Genomic DNA, 22,178 nt, shown 5'->3' on the forward strand with positions numbered 1-22,178 from the left:
ATTCTTACTGTGAAAGTAACCTGTGAAACCGATGGAACAATTACATAGCCTCTACCAAAGTATTATTGCATTGCTTCCAAACTCAATTCTTATTCACGGACAACTCATTTGCGTATCTCTGCTACTGCTAGTTGTCATCTTCCTTTTTTCCTTCAGCAAATTACGTATGGACGTCATTGCTATTTTTGCGATAACCGCCATAATTATCACAGGTATATTATCGCCGGTTGAAGCTTTGTCTGGATTTAGTGACCCAAACATTGTTCTAATTGCACTATTATTTATTATTGGTGAAAGCTTAGTTAGAACCGGTATATCGTATCAAATGAGTGAATTTATTCTAAAGGCAGCGGGTAAAAATGATATCCGAATTATTGCGCTTATTATGCTCAGTGTTGCATTGCTAGGATCAGTCATGAGTTCTACGGGCGTTGTAGCAATTTTTATCCCGGTTGTGATTAGTATTGCTAATCGTTCAGGGATCCATGTCAAAAAACTCATGATGCCATTATGTATTGCAGCATTAATTAGCGGCATGATGACATTAGTTGCAACTGCGCCTAACTTAGTTGTTAATAGTGAGCTTGAACGGGCAAACTTACAACAATTTGGTTTCTTCTCAATTACGCCCATCGGACTTGGTGTATTAATTATCGGTTTAATTTACTGTTTAATTAGTCGAAACTGGTTAATTTCACCAAAACAAGCTCAAGAAGCGCAATCACAGCCTAAAAGACGCAAAATAACGGACTTAATTAAAGACTATAAACTTACAGGCCGTGCACACCGCGCACAAATATTAATAGGCTCCCCATTAGTTGGACGAACAATCAACTCTTTACATTTAAGAAGTAAAGAAGGGGTAAATGTCATTGGTATTGAACGATGGCGTAAATTTCGTAAAGTGCTAATTCCAGTTAATACTGCCGCAGAATTTAGGGAAAATGACGTATTACTCTTTGATTTTGAACACGCAGAAGCTGAGTATCGACAATTTTTAACCAATAATTTACTTGAACCTAAAATTTTACGCGGTGAATATTTTTCTGAACAAGTCAAAGAAGTCGGAATGGCTGAAGTTGCCATCTTACCTGAATCATCACTTTATGGTAAAACGTTAAATGAAATCGACTTTCGTAGTAAATATTTCTTAACTGTAATTGGAATTTGGCGTAATCACGCCCCACTAGAATCTGATAACTTATTCGCAGAAAAACTCGAAATTAGTGACACACTACTCGTTTGTGGTGACTGGGGCTCTATTCGTAAGTTACAAGCTAAAACGACAGACTTTGTCGTATTAGATTTCCCTGCCGAGATTGACGATGTCGCACCAGCAAGTTCGCAAGCGGTGCCTGCCCTTATTAATTTAGCAATAATGATCACCTTAATGGTCAGTGGTATAGTCCCTAATGTGGTTGCAGCTCTCATCGCTTGCCTACTGATGGGTGCAACTCGCTGCATTGACATGACAAGTGCCTATAAATCGATTCATTGGCCAAGCTTAATTTTAATAATCGGTATGATGCCATTTGCCATTGCACTAAATAAAACAGGTGGTATTGCTTTAATCACTGACCTATTAAAAAATAACTTACACGATTATGGCCCTTATGTTGCGCTAACATTTATATTTCTACTCTGTTCTGGCGTTGGCTTATTTATAACCAATACCGCTACCGCAATATTAATTGCGCCAATTGCAATTAACGTTGCGTTAGATTTAGGTTATTCACCTTATCCTTTTGCCATGACAGTCGCGATTGCAACATCAGCATCGTTTATCACACCGGTTTCATCACCAATTAAAACTATGATTGTAGCTCCCGGAGGATACAGCTTTAGTGATTTTGTTAAAGTTGGCGTGCCATTAACATTTTTAGTACTATTGGCGGATCTGTTATTAGTTCCGATATTCTTTCCTTTTTAGCCTACGAAGTAAAAATCTGTTTATCAATATAAAAGAGGCACAATAACCAAGATCCAAATAGTCCCAAAATAATATATACTAAATATAAACAGATCCTCAGCAATATGGTGCTTTATATACTTGCGATTACAGGTAAAAAAATATGACAGATAAAAATTCAAACCAACCCCTTAAAATTATCTTTGCTGGTACTCCCGATTTTGCAGCTAAACATTTAGACGCGTTAATTAATTCAAATCATAAAGTGGTGGCAGTATTAACTCAGCCCGATCGCCCTGCCGGTCGAGGAAATAAACTCTCGGCAAGCCCTGTTAAACAATTGGCGTTAGCGCATAATATTGAGGTTTATCAGCCTGCAACTTTAAAAAAGGTCGAAAACCAAAAAATTATTAGTGATCTTAATGCCGATATTATGATTGTCGTCGCTTATGGACTTATTTTACCGCAAGCTGTTCTTGATATGCCAAGACTGGGGTGTTTAAACGTTCATGGATCATTGCTTCCTCGCTGGCGAGGTGCTGCGCCAATACAGCGAGCATGCTGGGCTGGTGATCTTGAAACTGGCGTAACAATAATGCAAATGGATGCGGGGCTCGATACTGGCGATATGCTCTTTAAAGCCGCATGCCCAATTACCGCCAATGATACCAGTGCATCACTCTATGATAAACTCGCTAATTTAGGGCCTGATGCATTACTTAAAACAATAAAACTGATTATATCGGGTGATATAGTTGCCGTAAAACAAGATGAATCACAAGTAACCTATGCTGAAAAATTATCAAAACAAGAAGCAAAATTAAACTGGCAACTACCAGCGATACAACTGGAGCGCTGTATCAGAGCTTTTAATCCTTGGCCAGTGAGCTATTTTGAAATCAATGATGAACCCGTTAAAGTTTGGCAAGCTAATATGATTAACCAAAATAGTGGCAAAGAGCCGGGCACTATTTTACAAGCAGATAAAAATGGGATACAAATTTCAACAGTAGATGGCATTATCAACTTAACTCAGCTACAGCCAGCGGGCAAAAAACCGATGTCAGCTACAGATATATTAAACTCGCGCCAATCGTTATTTAGCATAGGTAAAAGACTTTAACTGTATAACTTGATAATATTCTCGTTATAATTTTGTTGTAACCACTAATTATAGCGAAAAAAATACAGCCTTAATATCTCACTATAATATAAGGATTATATTTAAATATAATCCTTATAAATTTACTTTACAGCAAAATTGATTGCGTTATCCTTAACAGCATTTACTATTAAGATCGTCACTAACATGCCATCACCAATAAAAGCACAACAAGAAAACTATAATTTACGGGCTTTTTGCGCACAAATTATTTTTGATGTACTTGAAAAGGGCAATTCACTTAGCCCACTACTTGCACATTATAGCAACAAAGTTAATGATAAAGATCGAGCCTTAATGCAAGAAATTAGTTTTGGCGTCATGCGGGTGCTACCCGAACTCGAATTTTATGCTCAAAAACTAATGGATAAAATTTTTACTGGTAAAAACCGTTCTATCCATTACTTAATACTCGTCGGACTTTATCAACTTATTTATACCCGTATTCCGCCACACGCCGCGGCGAGTGAAACTGTAAACGGAGTAATAAGTCTAAAAAAACCCTCACTCAAAGGGGTGGTAAATGGGGTGCTACGTTCCTTTTTACGTCAACAAGATGAGTTGAAAAATCAGTTTATCTTACATGGTAATACATCACTTCATCCTAGCTGGTTCTTAAAACGCATACAACTTGCATATAGTGAAAACTGGCCTGAGATTATTAATGCCAACAATCAACGCCCACCAATGTGGTTACGTGTAAATAGCCAGCACTATAATGCTATGCAATACCAACAATTATTAAATGATTGTGATATAGAATCTACCAATGATGAACAGGTAAAAAGTGCATTAAGATTATTATCACCTTTACCGGTTAATAAATTACCACAATTTGAGTTAGGCGCGGCAACTGTACAAGATCTATCAGCGCAGCATGCTGCTTATTTACTCGCGCCACAAAATGGGGAAACAATCTTAGACCTTTGCGCTGCGCCTGGTGGAAAAACCACTCACATATTAGAACTTGCACCACAAGCAAAGGTACTGGCCGTTGATATTGATAGTGAACGCGTTAAACGGATCAAGCAAAACCTAGAACGTTTAAAATTACAGGCAGAAGTAAAAGTCGGCGATGGTTTAACTCCAGAAAAATGGTGCGATGGGCAAAAATTCGACCGAATTTTACTTGATGCTCCTTGCTCTGCAACTGGTGTGATCCGCCGTCATCCTGATATAAAATGGTTGCGGCGTGATAGTGATATTGCAGAACTAGCCAAATTACAATATCAAATACTGACTAATATTTGGCCTTATTTAAAACCAAACGGTATCCTTGTTTATGCGACTTGCTCTATTTTACCAGATGAAAATAGCCAACAAATATTACGTTTTCTAGCAGAGCATCATGATGCAAAACAAGTAGAACCTGTGCAGCAATATCTACCAACAGAACATGGTGGTGATGGGTTTTTCTATGCTAAGTTACAAAAACTTTAAACAAATTATGCGCTTTACTATAATGAACTACATTTATAATAATGTAGTTCAGCCAAATAGATGGTAGTATTCACTACTATCTTTTCTAAACCTGATAACAAATGAATCTAATCAACCAACGCTATTTTAGTTTGCTCATTACCCTATTAACCTGCTTACTAGCCTTACTGAGTAGTTTAGCTTTAGATTATGATTTTTTATTCCGTTTTGTTGATGAAGGCGGTTTTATTGAAACATTAACTTTAGCCTTCTATCTTATTGCCGCGTTATTTGTGCTGTGCTATCCACGAACCACCATAAAACTGACATCCCGAATTGCTATTGCAATATTAATGCTTGCAATGCTTGCACGTGAAGCTGATCTGCATAAAGTATTTGGCATGAGCATGCTCAAAATTAAATTCTGGTTAACAGCTGAATCAACAATCTCCGACAAATTTTGTGCAGCGCTAATATTGATCTTCCTTATTTTTTCACTTTATACCCTAATTCGTCACTCTACTAAAAATTACCTAATCGACTTAAAACACGGTCAATACTACGCAGTAACGATTTTAATTTTTTTTATTGTTCTAATTGTATCTAAAATTATTGATAGATCAGTCAATATGATTTATGAAATGACAAGCTGGCTTGCCCCAACGTGGGTTATCGCACTGCAACTGCCACAAGAAGAATACCTTGAATGCTTATTACCACTACTCATCATTATTGCAATTATGCAATATGATCATAGCAAAAAAATAAGTAACCACTAATACGAGAGACATGTAATGAACATAATAAAAAAACAATATTCTGCTTTATGGCTAACCATTATCACCGTTTTATTAGCATTACTCAGTTCTATTTTTTTAGACCATGAGTGGTTATTAGATTTTGTTGATGAAGACCATTTTGTTGAAAATCTAACATTAGTCTTTTACGCTATCGCTATTGTATTTGTACTTTGTTACCAATTCAAAGCAATCAAATTTAGTTATCGTTTTTCGTTAGCATTTGTTCTATTTGCAATGATGGCTCGTGAAGCTGATTTACATAAAGTGTTTGGCATGAGCATGTTAAAAATTAAATTTTGGCTAACTAATGCAGCCAATTTACAATCAAAAGCAATGGCGGCAGTAATTATATTGGTTATCTTGTTTGCTATCTTTTATATTATCTTAAATAACTATAAAGCTTGGTACCAAGACTTAAAACAAAAAGAAGCTTATGCAATTAGTGTATTTATATTTTTTGTTGTTTTAGTGGTATCAAAAATACTCGACCGCTCGTTAAATATGATTAATGAAATAACGGGTTGGATGGCACCAAGATGGATGGTTGCCTTTCAACAACCACAAGAAGAATATCTTGAATGTATCTTACCTCTATTAATTATGATAGCTGTTGTACAATATGTAGCCAAAAAGCAGCGAATAAAATAAATCAATCACCATGATTCAATTAGTACGTATATTATTAATTAACGTTGGGTTATTAGGTTTAAGTGGGTGCTCTGTTTTTTTAGGTTATTCAACCGATCTTGATCAATATGAACAACAATTAATCAATAATAATTGTGACTATACAGAGATTGATAAACAACTAGATAGTGATCCACTGCTTTGGGCATTAAATGGCGGAGCTCTCGCACGTCAATGTCATGATTATAAAAAGAGTATTGAATATCTAGATCAAGCAGAAGCCCTGTTTAAGGAGCAAGAGCTAGCCCTAACAATAAAATCGGTAGGTCAATCTATTGGCTCAGTAGTTATTAATAATAATATTAATGACTACCAAGGTGAAAATTATGAAAAAATCATGATGAATGTCTATAAAGGTTTAAATTTTATGTCACTTCATGATCTTGATAATGCGAGAGTTGAGTTTAATCGCGTATTAGATAGGCAGCGCCGTGCGGTAGAATTCTTCGAAAAAGAGATTAATAATGCTAATACGAAGCATCAGCAATCACAATATATGAAGAAAATTCGCGATCCAGTTAGTCCTGACAAAAAAATTAAAGCTTACCAAGGCGACATTACTGCAAAATCCCTCTACCCAAATTTTGTTAACCCGTTTGCCACATATATAAGCGGGCTGTTTTTCTACTTCGATGGGAATTATAGTAAAGCACATGATTTATTTAAACAAACAGCCCGCATGTTACCAAATCAGCAACAAGTAAAAGCGGATTTACTTTTATCTGAGCAGAGTTCACTTCGTAAACAACATTATGCTTGGCTAATTTATGAAAATGGCCAAAGTATGATTAAACGTTCATTTAGTTATCAATTCCCCTCTTACCTTTTTACTAATAAAATTGTCACAACCGATATAAGCTTACCCACAATTTATAAACGCTCACCGTCTTATCCTTATTTACGACTTAATAAGCAAAAAACGACTGAAATAGCAAATATGGACAATATTATTCAAATTGAATTTAATAAGAAACTGCCAGCAATTCTTACCGAAGGAATGCTAAATATGCTTTTTAAATCAGCTATCCAATTCTTACTAGAACAAAATTTTGAACAATATGGTGGAAGATGGCTAGGATACGTTTACCAATTATCGACTAATACCGCAGATGTAAGACAATGGCGAGCGATGCCTAAAAATTTTCAAATTGCTCGAACGTTAATCAATGGAAATAAACTCACCATATATAAACCTGACGGATCAGTATTAACTGAAATAGATTCCCTACTCACTGATCGTGATGCTATTATTTACATTAAATCTGATATAGTGGATCATTATATCATCGACATAATCCAAAAAAGTGCTATACATAACAGTTAATGAGGCTCTACATGATTAATTTACGCAAACCCTTTAATAAATATATCTCCGTTATTATGCTAGCAGTGACACTAATATTGGCCGGATGTTCATCTAACGTCGAATACGTTACTGCTGATAATTCCGACGATGCAATTAGTTTAGGGCTTGATAGCCAAGACTTTGAACATGCAGCGCAAGAAGCCCTTAATTCACTCCTTGCAAGCAATACATTAAATAAACCAGGTGGCGGGCGTTACATCGTTGCAATAGGTAAAGTAGTCAATGATACAACACTACGAATTGATACCGATATGTTAGTCAAAAAAATCCGAATTGGGATGCTACAATCAGGTAAAGCTGTCATCACAACTGCCATTGCAGGCAATAGTAAGAACGTCGATGATTTAATTTATGACGTGCGTGAATTACGAGATAATGACGAATTTAAACAAGATACAATTGCGGGTAAAGGCACACTTTATGCCCCTGATTTTTCTCTTACAGGTAAAATCTTACAGCGTATTTCGCGTACAGGAAAAAATAAACAACTCGTTGAATATTATGTACAACTTACATTAACCGAGATTAAAAGCGGCCTTGCTTATTGGGAAAATGAAAGCACTGTTCGTAAGTTAGGCAGCAATAAGTCTACGGCTTGGTAATAAGGAATCAATAATGAAAATACTTAAAAAGTTAAGCATTACCCTAGTTGCTATTTTATTATTATCAGCCTGTAGCTCAAGCTCGAATAATAAACCTGAAGTAGAGACTAACACTTTAGCGAATCCATCTACTGAAGGAGCAAGTGATACTTCAACAGTAAATAGCGAAACTCGCTATGAAAATGGTATCGGGGAAACACAAATCGAACGCTATAAAATGCTAGTGTTACCAACACAAGTTAATTTAACGACTCAAAATACGTTTCCCGTTTCACCAAGTAGCTTATCTAACACCTTATCTCATGAAATAACAACTGCACTATACGAAACACATCGCTTTGATATTCTAGCTAATGAGGACCCATCTACTAATGGCCTTGATAATACTATGCCACAATTTGAAGATGCTAATTTTTATCTACAAAGCACACTAAATCAACTTGATACTCAAGAAACGGTGCGCATCTTAAAAGCGACAGGCCAAGGGGTTGAAGAAAAAACCGTTATCGCAACGATACTTTACCAAATTATTGATGCAAAAAGTCATAAGGTAATTTTTAGCCATTCATTAAATTATCAATTAAAAAGTACCACAAATAATGAAACCTTTGGTACAACAATTAATAATACCCTAAAATCAATGGCTAACTTGATAAAGAACGAAATCATTAATGAAATTTACCCAATTAGAATTTTAACCACAAAAAATAATGAAGCTATTTTAGACTATCCACTAACCGTTGATTCTCAATGCCAAGTCATGCGATTAGGTAAAAAAATTAAAGATAGTTATACTGACAGCTTGCTTGGCTATGAACAAAATATTGTAGGCAAATTACTTATCACTAGAGCAACAGGCGTATTATCATATGCCCAAGTGATAAGTGGGGAAGCAACTACTGGTGATATCTGTAAGCCCATACAAACAGCGATTATCTCTGCACAAGAATTGGTTAAACGAACACCACAAGGTGGCGTAGTTTTACCCTTTGATTAATTAATTTTTAACTAAAAGTATTAAATATGAAAAAAATAGTTTTTATCCTAATTAGCGTAATACTTGGCAGCATTAGTTATAGCTATGCAAATGACCAAGCAGAACTATCTTCATATTTATCACTTTTACCGAAAGGTACTGATTTATCAATTCTTGTTGAAACTGTCGAAAAAAAGCCCTCGACACTAATTAGCTACCAAAGTGATCAATTTAAGCAGCCTGCCAGTGTTCAAAAATTGATTACGGCACTTGCCGCAGAACTTGAGTTAGGCGCTGATTTTCGGTTTATTACTCGCTTACAAACCAATGGCAAGATTAGTAATAGGCAGCTCAAAGGCGATCTAATTATTCAAATGAGTGGTGATCCAACCTTTACTCGCAAACAACTTAACGAAATGTTAATGGTATTAAAACTCAAAGGGGTTGATAAAATAACGGGTAATATTATTATTGATAGCTCGATATTTATGGGTCATGATAAAGCTTCTGGCTGGTCTTGGAACAACCTAACTTCATGTTATAATACTGCACCATCAGCCACCATCATTGATGGGAACTGTTTTTATGCTGGAATATTACCGGCACAAAATATAGGTGAAAAAGCGACAACTTCAGTATCATCGATTTACCCGGTGACGCTCACTAGTAATATTTTAACGATAAGTAATAAGTCGGAGTCATTTGCCGACAAATACTGTGAACTTGACATGATCGCCAGCGAAAAAAATCGCTATCATTTGGCGGGCTGCGTTAAGCATAGCAGCCAAAAAAGTTACCTTAAATTTGCCATAACTGATGGATTTGACTATTTATCATCAATACTAAAAACCGAGCTTGCACAAAAAAAGATCAAGTTTTCTGGTCGAATTACTGAAACAAAAGAGCCGATCACAAAATCACTGGTACCTTTAGCGATTAATCAGTCAGCACCATTATCTGAATTACTGACAATTATGCTCAAAAAATCACATAATTTAATCGCGGATACGCTCTATAGAACAATCGGTGCTCACTATTTTAAGATCCCAGGAACATGGCAAAACTCAAGTGATGCGATAAAAGCAATATTACTTCAAAAAGCCGATATTGACTTAGCTAATGCCGTAATTGTTGATGGTTCAGGCCTATCAAGGCTAAATCTTATTGATGCAGATAAACTCATGCAGGTACTACAATATATCGCGGCAAATAACGATACCTTAAAAATAGTTGAAATGTTACCCATTGCAGGTATTGATGGTACATTACAATACCGCAGAAGCTTTGCGAATAATGAATTAAAGTCAATTATCTATGCAAAAACAGGTTACTTAGAAGGCAACTATAACCTTGCTGGTTTTCTAAAAACCAACGAGAATCAATATATTGCCTTTATTCAGTTTATTTCTGGTTATAATCACCTTAATAATCCAAATGAACCTAAAAACAGCGCGATTGTTAAATTTGAAAAAGCGTTTTATCAAAACTTACTAGAAGAAAACAAAATAGATTAAATACCCAGAGCAACTTTTACGCCTAAAAAGGTAAGAATAGCGCCGAGTAATTTATCAAAAATAAATTTTAGCATAACGCCTTTATCCTAAATTTAATCCAGACCCCGTGAAACCGGTTTAAAACAACTAATCAGCACTACCGGCAGAACGATTGATTGTCGCTATAGCTGATTTGTGATCGATAACAAACTGTTTTTTATCCATATTATGATCTAAATAATCAGTTAAAAAACGGGCATTGGTTTTAATTTTTGCACCATCTAAAATAATGCGAGGTAAATCTATTTGATAGATCGTACTTTGCACATTTTCAGCAATATCTGCTGATTTTGCATTCGTTAATAAATATAAAAACCGTTCTTTTTGCGATAAATTAGCAATAGTTTGTGTACCAGATCCCATCATTAAATGATCAGGGAAAATATAGAATACCGTATTTTCAAGGATCCCTTGCTGCTCTAAATAATGAATAAATTGACTTAAATTATAGTCTAAAGAAGCTGCTGAAAATAATATATCACTCTCTTTTTGACCAATTATAGGCTCCATTCTTTTATCATAAAAACCATTAGGTGCATGGGTTGAAATAGTTGAGATAAATAACGCAAAAGGCTTATCGCTTGTCGACAATTCACCAAGCTGCCTTTTGGCAATATCAAAAGTATCTTTATCATATAAGCCAAATGGTGCTTTAGGATATTCACCTAGATAATTTTTTTCACAAATAACATCAATACCAAACATCGAAATAATATGACCGATCCCTGCAAAGGTTGGACTACCGATAATATAACGAGTTTGATAGCCGCCTTTATGTAGTACATCACCCAAGCTAACTAAATGGGTCTTTGTAATATCACTTAACGGCGTGGTATTGGTGCCACCAACTAAAAATGGCATACCCGTCATATAAGTATACATTGATGCGGTGGTCCAAGAACTTCCTGTCGCCATCGGAATATTGGGATAAAATGTGTATTTTTGCGTTAACTGATTCAAATTAGGGGTAATATCACCAAAGCCTAAAAAACCTTGCTCAAAAGACTCTAATGAAATAACAATGATATTTTTACCTGCAAGCGTTTCGATCTGTGCTTTAGTTGGGTAATTAGTAATATTCAGCTTTTCTAATGACTCGGTGAACGGTATCTTAGGTGCACTAATGACTTGATATATTTCAATAAGTTTATCAACTGGCCCATGACGATAATTCAGTGATAAGGCGGCAATCACTAAAATAACAAGGCGAAGTAAAATATTAAGTTTTTCTTGTAATATATTCGCCAATTTAAACTGCACAATAAGAAAGGCAAAAAAAGCAAAAATTGCCAAAACAGCCTGTAGCTTAAAAATTGCAAGGCCTTCAATAATGTCATTAATGTTAAGATTGACATAAAACTGATAATCAATAAATCCACCACTAAAATAGATCGAAATCAATTCTGCAACTAACAATGAAGTCATTAAAATAATGATCAGTAATTTCGCTTTTTTTGAACGAAGAAAAGAGGCCAATAACATCGAGATAAGCAATAAAGGAAAAGCAATCCAAGCATTAATCGGGAATAAAGCTAACATAGTATTTAATTATCATAATTCTAAATGCCCCATAGTATACTACAAATCTTATAAGATGAAGTTTTTAGATTATTATCACAAATACAATAACTTGATATAAAAACACATTACATTACAACAAATCAATTAACGAAACTGCTAAACGAACTTATTTTGTTTTACTTATCACAATTATATAAAAAAGATGGACAATTCTGGTATGATAATCATATTGATAGAGAAATCATCGACAACGAGCAAGGAAATATGATGAAGATCCTATTTGGGATTCAAGGAACGGGTAATGGCCACATTAGCCGATGCAGAACACTCGCCAAAGCACTCGATGAGGCTGGAGCCCAAGTTGATTATATTTTTAGCGGCAGAGATGCCAAAGATTACTTTGGTATGGATGCATTTGGTAATTATAAAATTTATGAAGGTATGAGCTTTGCAACCAAAAATGGCAAAATAAACCTGCGTAAAACTATCCAACGCATCCGAGGCTTTCGCCTAATTAAAGACGTTCGCGATCTTAATTTATCACAATATGATACAATTATTAGTGATTTTGAACCTGTCAGTGCTTGGGCTGCCCACCACCAAGGACGAGAAAGTTTAGGGATCAGTAATCAAGCCGTTTGCCAATACTTTAAGCCTAAAGAATATGGCTTTGTTGCCAATACTATCATGAAATTTTATGCTCCGGTAACCAAACCTGTTGGCCTACACTGGTTTCATTTCGGCCATGCGCTAGTTCCCCCAATGATAGATCCTCTTGTTTGCCAGCAGGAAAATGGCAAAATTATTGTTTATCTACCGTTTGAATCACTTGAAGATATTATTAATTTACTCATTCCATTTAGTCACGATTATGAGTTTGAATGCTTTCATCCTCAAATCAAGCAAGAAACTATAAATAACAACGTTCATCTAAAACCATTAAGTCGTGATGAATTTACTAATGCTGTTTCTTGTTGTTCAGGAATTATTACCAATACCGGATTTGCACTTATTTCAGAAGCATTAGTACTTGGTAAAAAGATTTTAACTAAGCCAGTTTCTGGGCAATTTGAACAGATCTATAATGCGGATTGCTTAGCAAAGCTCGACCTTGCGACCGTAATGGATTTTCTTGATCAAAAAACAGTACAAACATGGTTAACTAAGCCATCCCCATCACCGGTTATTTATCCTGATGTAGCGACGCAGCTCGCTAATTGGATCGTGTCAAATCAGCAAGAATCGTTATCTTCACTCAGCAATCGATTATGGCAACAAACTGTATTCCCAGCGAATGTGCAGCAAAGAATCAAAGCGCTGGGTTACGCAATATAATGAACAAATTGAAATAAGAGAAAATTATGATTTTAAGTATTATCGTCGCAATGGCAAACAACCGCGTTATTGGACTTAATAACCAAATGCCGTGGCATTTACCTGCAGATTTAGCCTGGTTCAAAAAAAACACCTTAAATAAACCTATCATTATGGGGCGAAAAACCTTTGAATCAATTGGTCGCCCGCTTCCAGCAAGGCACAATATCATTATTAGCCGAACGCCGCAAAGTAGCGATAACCCATTAGTTACTTGGGTTACATCACTTGCTGCCGCAATTGATGCAACTAAAAAAAGCGAGGAAGTATTTATTATTGGTGGTGGCAATATTTATCAACAAGCGCTACCTGATGTAAATCGCCTTTATTTAACTCATATTGATGCCAATTTAGATGGTGATACTTGGTTCCCCAATTACGAGGCTATCGCAAAGTGGCAGCAAACATTGGCAGAAAAACACCTAGCTGACGATAAAAATCCTTACGACTATACTTTTGAGATTTTAGACAAGCGCTAACGCTATTTACGATTGAAACAAAGATGCCACTTGTTATTATAATCAATTAATTCACATCAAAAAATGTGCTTATTAATACGATTAATGTTTTTATTCAAAAGTTAAAAAAGCGTGTTTTGGCACGCTTTTTTAATATATTATTTAAATTAATCAATAAAATATAATCGCATCATAAGTGACTAATTTAAAGTTCCTTAAATACATTAATGATGGATAATCTCTGCACCGGTATTTGCTTTAGCCCGTTCAATAAACAGTTTTTTATATCGCAAGGTAATAAATAGCGTTATGCATAAAGCGATAAATACAATCGCACCACCAACATAACCGATCCAATTAACCTTAGTATAGTGAATAACTTGATGTCCAATAAGTGCGCCAGCCCCTATACCCACATTGACAATACCTGAATAGATTGCCATTGCGATATCGGTTGCATCAGAGGCAAGATCAAGTACTTTTATCTGCTGACTTAACATCATACAGGTAAATGCAATTCCCCAAAAGAAACAGACTATAAAAAATAGCGGTAGACTGATAATTGAAGAATACAAAACGAATAATACCAAAGTCAGTAATGCAATACTTATAGGTAACACACTTAGCGGATATTTTGGGTTAATTTTGCCAAAAATAACACTACCAATAATTCCTGAAATACCAAAGAAAAGTAGTAGTCCAGTCAATTCATTTGTCGTCATACCAACTAAATCAATCGAAAACTGCTCGATAAAGGTATAAGCAGTAAAGCTACCTGATACCGCGATTGCCGCAATAATAAAAATGCCGACTAAAGCGCCTCGTTTCATTATAATTGGTAAGTTCTTAGCTGATCCGGTATTAATACTCGGTAACTTAGGTAATACTTTCATTAAAATCAACAAGACTAAAAATGCAAGCACACCTATCATTAAAAATGTACTACGCCAGCCTAACCATTCACCGATCACTCGGCCAATTGGGATCCCTAAAATTGTGGCTAATGATGTCCCCGTTGCAATAATGGCTAATGCTTGTGATTTTTTACCATAAGGCGCTACGCGGATCGCAAGAGCCGCCGTAATAGACCAAAAAATAGCATGGGCACTTGCAATAATAATTCGACCAACGAGTAATAAATTAAACGATGATGCAAAATAGCACAGGACATGACCAAGAATAAATAAAATAAATACGAAGATGAGTAATCGTTTACGCTCAGTATTACCTAATAATAAAATAAGCGGTAAACTCATAGCCGCTACAACCCAGGCATAAACTGTTATCATTATTCCTGAATCTTGCTTATTCATATAAAATGAATGACTAATGTCTGAAAGCAAAGCGATAGGAACAAACTCAGTCGTATTAAAAATAAAGGCAGCAAACCCCAAACTAATTACACTAATCCAAGCACTATGGCGTGAAGATGATTTTATATTAAACATAAGCAAAATAGCCAAATAAAAAGTTGCTCATTATATCGCTTAATTTATAAAAAGAATAATAGTAAATGATTAATTCACCATATAAATTTATCACTAAATTACAATGAACAGCAATACGTTAAATAAAGCAATTACCGCATTTTAGCCGAGTCAAATCGGTAAATAATTAGCTAACAGGCAAACAAAATCATCAATTAGATAGCCGCCTTGCCTCAATAACATCAGGTAGCTGCGTAAGCTTATTAAGTACACGATTAAGCGATTCTTGATCAGACACTTCCATATCCATATCAATCGTTGCAATTTGCTGTTTAATATCACTTCGACTTGAAACCCCAAGCACATTGACTTTTTCATTAGCTAAAATGGTTGTGATATCGCGTAGCAAGCCACTGCGATCACTTGCAATAACCCGCATCACCATAGTATAGCTGCCCAAGCGCTGATGATTCCACAAAGCATCAACTATTCGTTCTGGTGCATGCTCTTTTAATTCCAACAATTGTTCACAATCTGCACGGTGAATCGATACACCGCGCCCTAGTGTAACAAAGCCAATAATATCATCACCGGGAATTGGGCGACAACATTTCGCCATCGTCATCATCAAATTACCGACACCTTCAATAATAATCTCGCTATTATTTTTCTTACTATTTTTAGCTTGAGTATTCGATTTTTGGGTTAACTGTTTTAACGCAGCCTCGTCTTCCTCTTCCGCGGTTGGTTTATTAAACTGCGCATTAAGATAATTAACTAGCTGATTAATACGAATATCACCGCTACCAATTCCCGCTAATACCTCATCAAAACTATGCGCGTTATAGCGGTTGATTAAAAGCTTTTCAACGTCCTTCATTAGCAGTTCTAATTGTGTTAGTTCACTATCTAAGATCTCTTTACCTGCAGCAATATTTTTATCACGATCTTGCTTTTTAAACCATGCTTGAATTTTTGCACGAGCCCTACTACTATTAACAAATCCGGTATTTGGGTTTAACCAATCACGACTTGGATTTAACTGTTTTTGGGTAATGATTTCAACAACGTCACCCATTTTTAACTGATAGGTAAAAGGGACTATCCGCCCTGCAATTTTAGCGCCAATACAGCGATGCCCGACATCACTATGAATATGATAAGCAAAATCGAGTGGCGTTGAGCCTGTTGGTAAATCAACCACATCACCTTTTGGGGTGAAAACGTAAACCCTATCATCAAATACCTGACTACGCACTTGCTCTTGAATTTCACCACTCTCTGACATCTCTTGTTGCCAAGCAAGTAGTTTTCTAAGCCAGCTAATGCGCTGATCATAGGCCGTCATTTTATCGGTGCTGCCCTCTTTATATTTCCAGTGAGCGGCAATCCCCAACTCAGCATCATTATGCATCTGCTCTGTACGGATTTGAATTTCAATCGCATTATCTTTTGGTCCATAAATCACCGTATGGATAGATTGATAACCATTTGGCTTTGGATTAGCCACATAATCATCAAACTCTTTGGCAATATGTTTATACTGGCTATGAACAATACCTAAAGCGGCATAACAATCTTCAACGCGCTGACAAATAATACGCACCGCACGAATATCATACAGTGAATCAAAGGTTAGGTTTTTTCGTTCCATCTTTCGCCAAATACTATAGATATGTTTTGGCCGGCCATAGACTTCAGCCTTAATATCATCTTGATTCATTACATTTTGCAAATTAGCGACAAAATCATTGATATATCGCTCACGATCCATGCGTTTTTCATGTAATTGGTTAGCAATAAGCCGGTATTCATCAGGCTGAAGGTAACGGAAACAAAAATCTTCAATCTCCCATTTTAGCTGACCTATTCCCAAACGATTAGCGAGTGGTGCATAAATATTAAAACACTCTTTAGCTGCAAGCACCTGCTTTTCTCTTGGTGCATCAATCAAGTCTCGTAAATAAGTGATACGCTCAGCAAGTTTAATCACCACGCTACGAAAATCATTAACCATGGCAAGTAGCATTCGCCTAATACTATCAATTTGCTCAGAAGTTGCCGTGCCGTTACGAATCGCCCGCAGCTGACGGATCTCTTTCATTCGAATAATACTACTGACTAAATGTAATATTTCACGATCAAACTCTTCACTAATATCTTCACGGCGAATAATTTTGGCATCAAGAAAAGGACATAATAAGGCAGCACATAAGCTATCGATATCCATATTTAGCATCGATAAGATTTCAACCATCTCAATTGCATTGTCAAAACAGTGATGCTGCTCTAACGAACCTGCGCTATTTTCAAAACAAAAATCCCAAACCGTTTTGAACTTATCATAAGATTTTTGATTATTTAAAGATAATATATGCTTAGCCCACTGCTCAACATCGAACTGCTCTAATGAGTAGTGCTCATTATTATGCTGATGTGCTTCTCTTATTGATACCATCTTATTTTGTTCCTATTTTATAAACAATAACATTGATTCAATATGCTTAGTCTGTGGAAACATATCTAAAATTGATATTTTTGCGATCTGATAACCAGCGTCTAATAATATTTTGCTATCACGCACTAATGTAGCGGGATTACATGAAATATAGACCACGTGCGTCGGGCTATATTGCGCAATTTTAGTCATTACCTCATTAGCACCAGGCCTTGCTGGATCAAGCAACACTTTATTAACTTCAGCGGAAAACCAAACCGGATTTTTAGCAATATGCTCAAGGTTACTTACAAAAAATTGACTATCTCCGGCTAAGTGTTGCCGATTCAGATCTCTATTTTGCTGGGCTTTATCAACCAACGCATCAACCCCTTCAACACCAACTACATTACGGCAAATTGTCGCTATCGGTAAGGTAAAATTTCCCATTCCGCAAAAAAGATCTAGAACATCATCTTGTGGCTTCAATTCAAGCCAGTTCATTGCTTGCTCAATCATTTTCAAATTAACATTTTCATTAACTTGAATAAAATCAAGCGGGCTAAAAACCAGTTTTAATTGATTAATACAATAATAGTGTATTTTACTACCGACTAAGTGAACTAACTCATCACCATGTAAATAAAGACTGATATTATGTTGCTGCGCAAAATCAATTAACAGCTCAGTGTCTTTTTCCGTAAACTTACGTATATGTCTTAATACAAAAATCGTGCCACTATCTGTATGAATAAGCTCAAGATGACCTAATACTTTTTTATCTTTTAAAGAACTTAAGCACGCTTTTAATGGCACTAATAACTGTTCTAATTCCTCAACTAAAACTGGACAAGTCTTAATATCAACAATTTGCTTTGACTCTAATTGCCGAAAACCAACCACTAACTGATTTTTTTCAAACATAATTGCAAGGTGGGCTCGGCGCCGATAATGGTATGGCGCAGAATTAATCACTTTAACATCTATCGCTGCAATATCATGGCCCGTCTCTTTTTGAATTAATGACGTGAAAGCATCAACTTTCGCTTGATGCTGCATTTGGGCTGACATATGCTGCATTTCACAGCCACCACAAATCGTATAATGGCGACAAACAGGTACAATGCGTTGTTCACTTTTAGTCCGATATTTTAACACTTTTGCTTTCGCGTACTGTTTTTTATCTTCAGTTAACCGCACATCAACTTGCTCGCCGGGCAATGCATTTCTAACAAATACCGTTTTGCCCTGATAATGTGCAATTCCTTGACCAAAACCATCAAGAGCGTGCACCGTTAATGTCATCGCTTTTGGCGCTGATAATGCTTTTTTGGGAGGAGAATAAAATAAAACCATGATTAATCAAAACTATGCAATGCGTTGTAATAATGCGACTTCAACATGCCTTGGCACCAGTGTTGAAATATCGCCGTCGTGTAATGCAACATCTTTAACGATCGTCGATGAGATAAAACCTGTTGCAATGGAAGGCATTAAAAAAATCGTATCTAAATCATCTTTTAAGCTACGATTTATTTCAGCGAGTTGTCTTTCATATTCAAAATCATAGGTAGTACGAACGCCGCGAATTAAAACCGTTGCTTGATGCGCTTTAGCAAAATTCGCCATTAAATTTGTATAACCGATAACTTCGACATTCAATAAATGTTCGAGGGCGGTTGAAACAAGGTTAACCCGCTCATCTAACGAGAATAACGTTTTTTTATTTGGACTTTGAGCAACGGCAACAATTAAACGAGGAAAAAGTAAAGACGCCCTTGAAATCAGATCGACATGCCCATTGGTAATTGGATCAAATGTACCAGGAAAAATAGCAGTAAGCATTTTTTTCATCTGAAAACCTGTGTATGATATAAAGATATTGTGAGCTATATCATACCGAAATTTAGCTAAAATTGTTAGCGAATATAGTACTTAATTATATTAAGCTAAAATAAAACTAACAATACTAACTTTCAATAACGCAGCACATTGTCTGGATTATATTATGCAACCAAAATCAGTGTCTTTAATTGTCACTACCTATAACTGGCCTAAAGCACTTGAGCTAGTATTATTATCAGTTAAAGCACAATCAATACTACCTAATCAAGTGATCATTGCCGATGATGGATCAAAACAAGAGACGCGCAAGCTAATTGAGCACTATCAACAGTCTTTTCCCGTTCCTCTTATCCACAGTTGGCAAGAAGACTTAGGCTTTCGCGCTAGCCGTTCACGTAATCTTGCTATTGCTAAGAACTCTAGTGATTACATCATCATGATTGATGGTGATATGGTTTTACACCGCCATTTTATTCGTGACCATAAACGAATAGCCAAACCAAGCCATTTTGTTCAAGGCCGTCGTGTTATTTTAACGCAGCAATTGACAGACAAACTCTTTGAAAATAAAAATATTAATGTTCCATTCCTATCATCTAATGTCAAAAATAAACTTAACGCCATTTGTTGCCCGAGCCTATCAACAGCATTGAGTCCACTACTGACTAAAAAATCTCACCAATCGATTCGTAGCTGTAACTTAGCGGCTTGGCATAAAGATATTATGCAAATTAACGGTTTTAATGAAGACTTTATTGGCTGGGGGCGTGAAGATAGCGAATTCGTAGTCAGACTACTCAATAATAATATTGTACGGCAAGATTTACGTTTTGGTGGCGTTGCTTATCATCTCTACCACAACGAAAATTCAAGAAATAACCTTAACGATAATGACCAACGGCTTGAACTCGCCATCAAAAATCAAGTCTGTTATTGTGAACATGGGCTGAGTCAGCACCTAGCAACAATAAATCAATGTTCAGAGGTAACACATGATTGAATTATCAGTACTTATCGTTGCTAAAAACGAACAACAAAATATTGCCGACTGTATTAAAAGTTGCCAATTTGCCAAAGAAATCATTGTTATTGATGATTACAGCACCGATGATACCACTCAAATAGCGACAGAACTTGGCGCTAAAGTGATTCAGCGTGCGCTCGCTGGCGATTGGGGCGGCCAACAAACCTTTGCTATTGAGCAAGCAAGCTATGATTGGATTTTTTTAATTGATGCAGATGAACGTGTTTCGGCGGAATTGGCCAAGCAAATTGAGCATGTCGTTAAATCTAATAAACAAATTGCTTACTGGATACAAAGGCAAAATAAATTTCGCCATAATAAAGCAACCCATGGCATATTAAGGCCTGATTTTGTTTGTCGCCTAATGCCGAAACAAGGCACTTATGTCGAGGGTTATGTCCACCAGCAAATCGTCACACCCTACCCAAGTCAAAAGTTAACTGGCTATTTATATCACTACACTTATGATAATTGGGAACAATACTTTAATAAATTTAATAAATACACCACACTATCTGCTGAAAAATATAAGAAAAACCATAAAAAATGCCATTTCTTTAAAGATATTATCTTAAGGCCACTTTGGGCCTTTATCAAAGTCTACTTTATTCAAGGTGGATTTTTAGATGGTAAAATAGGTTGGATCTTATCGGTTAATCACTATTTTTATACCATGAATAAATATGTAAAACTTTATTATTTATATAAATCAGATGGTAAGCTTTAATAAGCACCACTTTTCGAATATTAGTGCAGCGTTACGCTGCACAAAAATCAACAAGGCTACTTATTTGCGCGATAACGCCATAGCATAAACATAATCATGGTTGCTAGGCTAAATTTTAATAAATCAAAACCAATAAATGGCAAATAACCGATTTTGAACGCATCAATAAAACTGATTTTAAAATAAATGGCTAAATAAATTACGCCAAAAACAAAAATCACTTGGTGGGCAAGTGCAAAAGCAATTAGGCCTTTAATGAATTGACGATCATAACCTTTCTCTGCGGCAAATCCCGCGATATAAGCGCTCGCGATATAACCCAATAAATAGCCAACTGTTGGCGATAGTAAAGCTGTGATCCCGGCCTTACTTGCAAACACCGGAAATCCAATCGCCCCCAAAAAGAGATATTGCAATACTGCAATCATCGCTAATTTACGCCCTAAAAATGCACCGACAAGTAATACAACAAGTGACTGTAAGGTAAATGGCACTGGATAAGTTGGAATACTTATATTGGCCGCAATTGCTAACACCAATGTCGCAATTGACGTTGCTAATAATTTTTGTTGCCATGACGATAAACTAATTAAAGTGGTAATAAACGTTGGATAATAGGACGTAGCTTGCTGCATAATAAATTAATTCCTTAAACAATAAACAGCTTTTTATCATGCATGATCCCTTTTAACTTGTAAACGATTTTAATTTATTTAAGTTTACATATAGGGTAAATATCAATATATCGTAGATTTTTTTAAAAAGAAAAAAATTAATATCAGTCACTTAGTTAACTAGGTAATAGTCAAAAAAAATTATCGTGTTAAAATGCATCAAATAAAAATAAATAATCATAAAATAAATAACATAAGATGTTATCTGGATGAAGGG

General features: G+C 35.8%; 19 protein-coding genes. 13 read left to right on the plus strand and 6 right to left on the minus strand.

What is annotated here, in order from left to right; genetic code table 11:
• Positions 1-31: 31 nt before the first annotated feature.
• The 9 genes from RHO14_12695 to dacB all read left to right on the plus strand — a co-directional run bounded on the left by RHO14_12695 (position 32) and on the right by dacB (position 10,435).
• Positions 32-1,930, plus strand: a complete 1,899-nt coding sequence (locus RHO14_12695; GenBank protein WVD71185.1) for an SLC13 family permease — start codon at positions 32-34, stop codon at positions 1,928-1,930.
• A 142-nt stretch (positions 1,931-2,072) separates the two neighbouring features.
• Entirely contained in the window at positions 2,073-3,032 is a 960-nt protein-coding gene (fmt, locus tag RHO14_12700; protein WVD71186.1) for a methionyl-tRNA formyltransferase, read from the plus strand.
• Between the two features lie 186 nt (positions 3,033-3,218).
• Complete coding sequence (gene rsmB, locus RHO14_12705) at positions 3,219-4,511, plus strand: 16S rRNA (cytosine(967)-C(5))-methyltransferase RsmB (protein WVD71187.1); 1,293 nt, start codon at positions 3,219-3,221, stop codon at positions 4,509-4,511.
• A 101-nt stretch (positions 4,512-4,612) separates the two neighbouring features.
• The gene (locus RHO14_12710; GenBank protein WVD71188.1) at positions 4,613-5,269 is read left to right on the plus strand and encodes a hypothetical protein; all 657 of its coding nucleotides are present in this window, start codon (positions 4,613-4,615) and stop codon (positions 5,267-5,269) included.
• Between the two features lie 15 nt (positions 5,270-5,284).
• Positions 5,285-5,938 carry a hypothetical protein gene (locus RHO14_12715; GenBank protein WVD71189.1) on the plus strand — a complete coding sequence of 218 codons (654 nt, stop codon included), beginning with the start codon at positions 5,285-5,287 and terminating at the stop codon, positions 5,936-5,938.
• A gap of 10 nt (positions 5,939-5,948) precedes the next feature.
• Complete coding sequence (locus tag RHO14_12720; protein WVD71190.1) at positions 5,949-7,301, plus strand: hypothetical protein; 1,353 nt, start codon at positions 5,949-5,951, stop codon at positions 7,299-7,301.
• A gap of 11 nt (positions 7,302-7,312) precedes the next feature.
• Positions 7,313-7,945: a penicillin-binding protein activator LpoB gene (gene lpoB / locus RHO14_12725; protein ID WVD71191.1), complete on the plus strand. Its 633-nt coding sequence runs from the start codon at positions 7,313-7,315 to the stop codon at positions 7,943-7,945.
• Positions 7,946-7,958: 13 nt separating this feature from the next.
• Positions 7,959-8,942 carry a hypothetical protein gene (locus RHO14_12730; protein ID WVD71192.1) on the plus strand — a complete coding sequence of 328 codons (984 nt, stop codon included), beginning with the start codon at positions 7,959-7,961 and terminating at the stop codon, positions 8,940-8,942.
• A 26-nt stretch (positions 8,943-8,968) separates the two neighbouring features.
• Positions 8,969-10,435 (plus strand): serine-type D-Ala-D-Ala carboxypeptidase, encoded by a 1,467-nt coding sequence (gene dacB, locus RHO14_12735; protein ID WVD71193.1) that lies wholly within the window; start codon positions 8,969-8,971, stop codon positions 10,433-10,435.
• Positions 10,436-10,561: 126 nt separating this feature from the next.
• Here the strand turns inward: dacB and RHO14_12740 are convergent, their stop codons facing one another.
• Positions 10,562-12,013, minus strand: a complete 1,452-nt coding sequence (locus RHO14_12740; protein WVD71194.1) for an LTA synthase family protein — start codon at positions 12,011-12,013, stop codon at positions 10,562-10,564.
• 153 nt (positions 12,014-12,166) lie between these two features.
• Here RHO14_12740 and RHO14_12745 point away from each other — a divergent pair, with 153 nt between their 5' ends.
• Both RHO14_12745 and folA read left to right on the plus strand, forming a co-directional pair.
• The gene (locus tag RHO14_12745) at positions 12,167-13,330 is read left to right on the plus strand and encodes a glycosyltransferase family protein (GenBank protein ID WVD71195.1); all 1,164 of its coding nucleotides are present in this window, start codon (positions 12,167-12,169) and stop codon (positions 13,328-13,330) included.
• A gap of 29 nt (positions 13,331-13,359) precedes the next feature.
• The gene (folA, locus tag RHO14_12750) at positions 13,360-13,848 is read left to right on the plus strand and encodes a type 3 dihydrofolate reductase (protein WVD72513.1); all 489 of its coding nucleotides are present in this window, start codon (positions 13,360-13,362) and stop codon (positions 13,846-13,848) included.
• A gap of 203 nt (positions 13,849-14,051) precedes the next feature.
• Here the strand turns inward: folA and RHO14_12755 are convergent, their stop codons facing one another.
• The 4 genes from RHO14_12755 to coaD form a co-directional block, all read right to left on the minus strand.
• Positions 14,052-15,275 carry a sugar transporter gene (locus RHO14_12755; protein ID WVD71196.1) on the minus strand — a complete coding sequence of 408 codons (1,224 nt, stop codon included), beginning with the start codon at positions 15,273-15,275 and terminating at the stop codon, positions 14,052-14,054.
• 190 nt (positions 15,276-15,465) lie between these two features.
• On the minus strand, positions 15,466-17,712 hold the full coding sequence (relA, locus tag RHO14_12760) for a GTP diphosphokinase (GenBank protein WVD71197.1): 2,247 nt from the start codon (positions 17,710-17,712) through the stop codon (positions 15,466-15,468).
• 12 nt (positions 17,713-17,724) lie between these two features.
• Positions 17,725-19,047, minus strand: a complete 1,323-nt coding sequence (gene rlmD / locus RHO14_12765; GenBank protein WVD71198.1) for a 23S rRNA (uracil(1939)-C(5))-methyltransferase RlmD — start codon at positions 19,045-19,047, stop codon at positions 17,725-17,727.
• A 12-nt stretch (positions 19,048-19,059) separates the two neighbouring features.
• Positions 19,060-19,536: a pantetheine-phosphate adenylyltransferase gene (gene coaD / locus RHO14_12770; protein WVD72514.1), complete on the minus strand. Its 477-nt coding sequence runs from the start codon at positions 19,534-19,536 to the stop codon at positions 19,060-19,062.
• Between the two features lie 163 nt (positions 19,537-19,699).
• Between coaD and RHO14_12775 the strand changes: the two genes are divergently transcribed.
• Both RHO14_12775 and RHO14_12780 read left to right on the plus strand, forming a co-directional pair.
• Positions 19,700-20,536, plus strand: coding sequence for a glycosyltransferase family 2 protein (locus RHO14_12775; GenBank protein WVD71199.1), 837 nt, complete (start codon positions 19,700-19,702; stop codon positions 20,534-20,536).
• The gene (locus RHO14_12780) at positions 20,529-21,287 is read left to right on the plus strand and encodes a glycosyltransferase family 2 protein (protein ID WVD71200.1); all 759 of its coding nucleotides are present in this window, start codon (positions 20,529-20,531) and stop codon (positions 21,285-21,287) included. The genes RHO14_12775 and RHO14_12780 overlap by 8 nt, the downstream gene beginning before the upstream one ends.
• A gap of 56 nt (positions 21,288-21,343) precedes the next feature.
• Here RHO14_12780 and RHO14_12785 read toward each other — a convergent pair whose 3' ends face one another.
• On the minus strand, positions 21,344-21,922 hold the full coding sequence (locus tag RHO14_12785) for a biotin transporter BioY (protein ID WVD71201.1): 579 nt from the start codon (positions 21,920-21,922) through the stop codon (positions 21,344-21,346).
• Positions 21,923-22,178 lie beyond the last annotated feature (256 nt).

Source organism: Orbaceae bacterium lpD04 (assembly GCA_036251935.1).
Taxonomy (GTDB): domain Bacteria; phylum Pseudomonadota; class Gammaproteobacteria; order Enterobacterales; family Orbaceae; genus Orbus; species Orbus wheelerorum.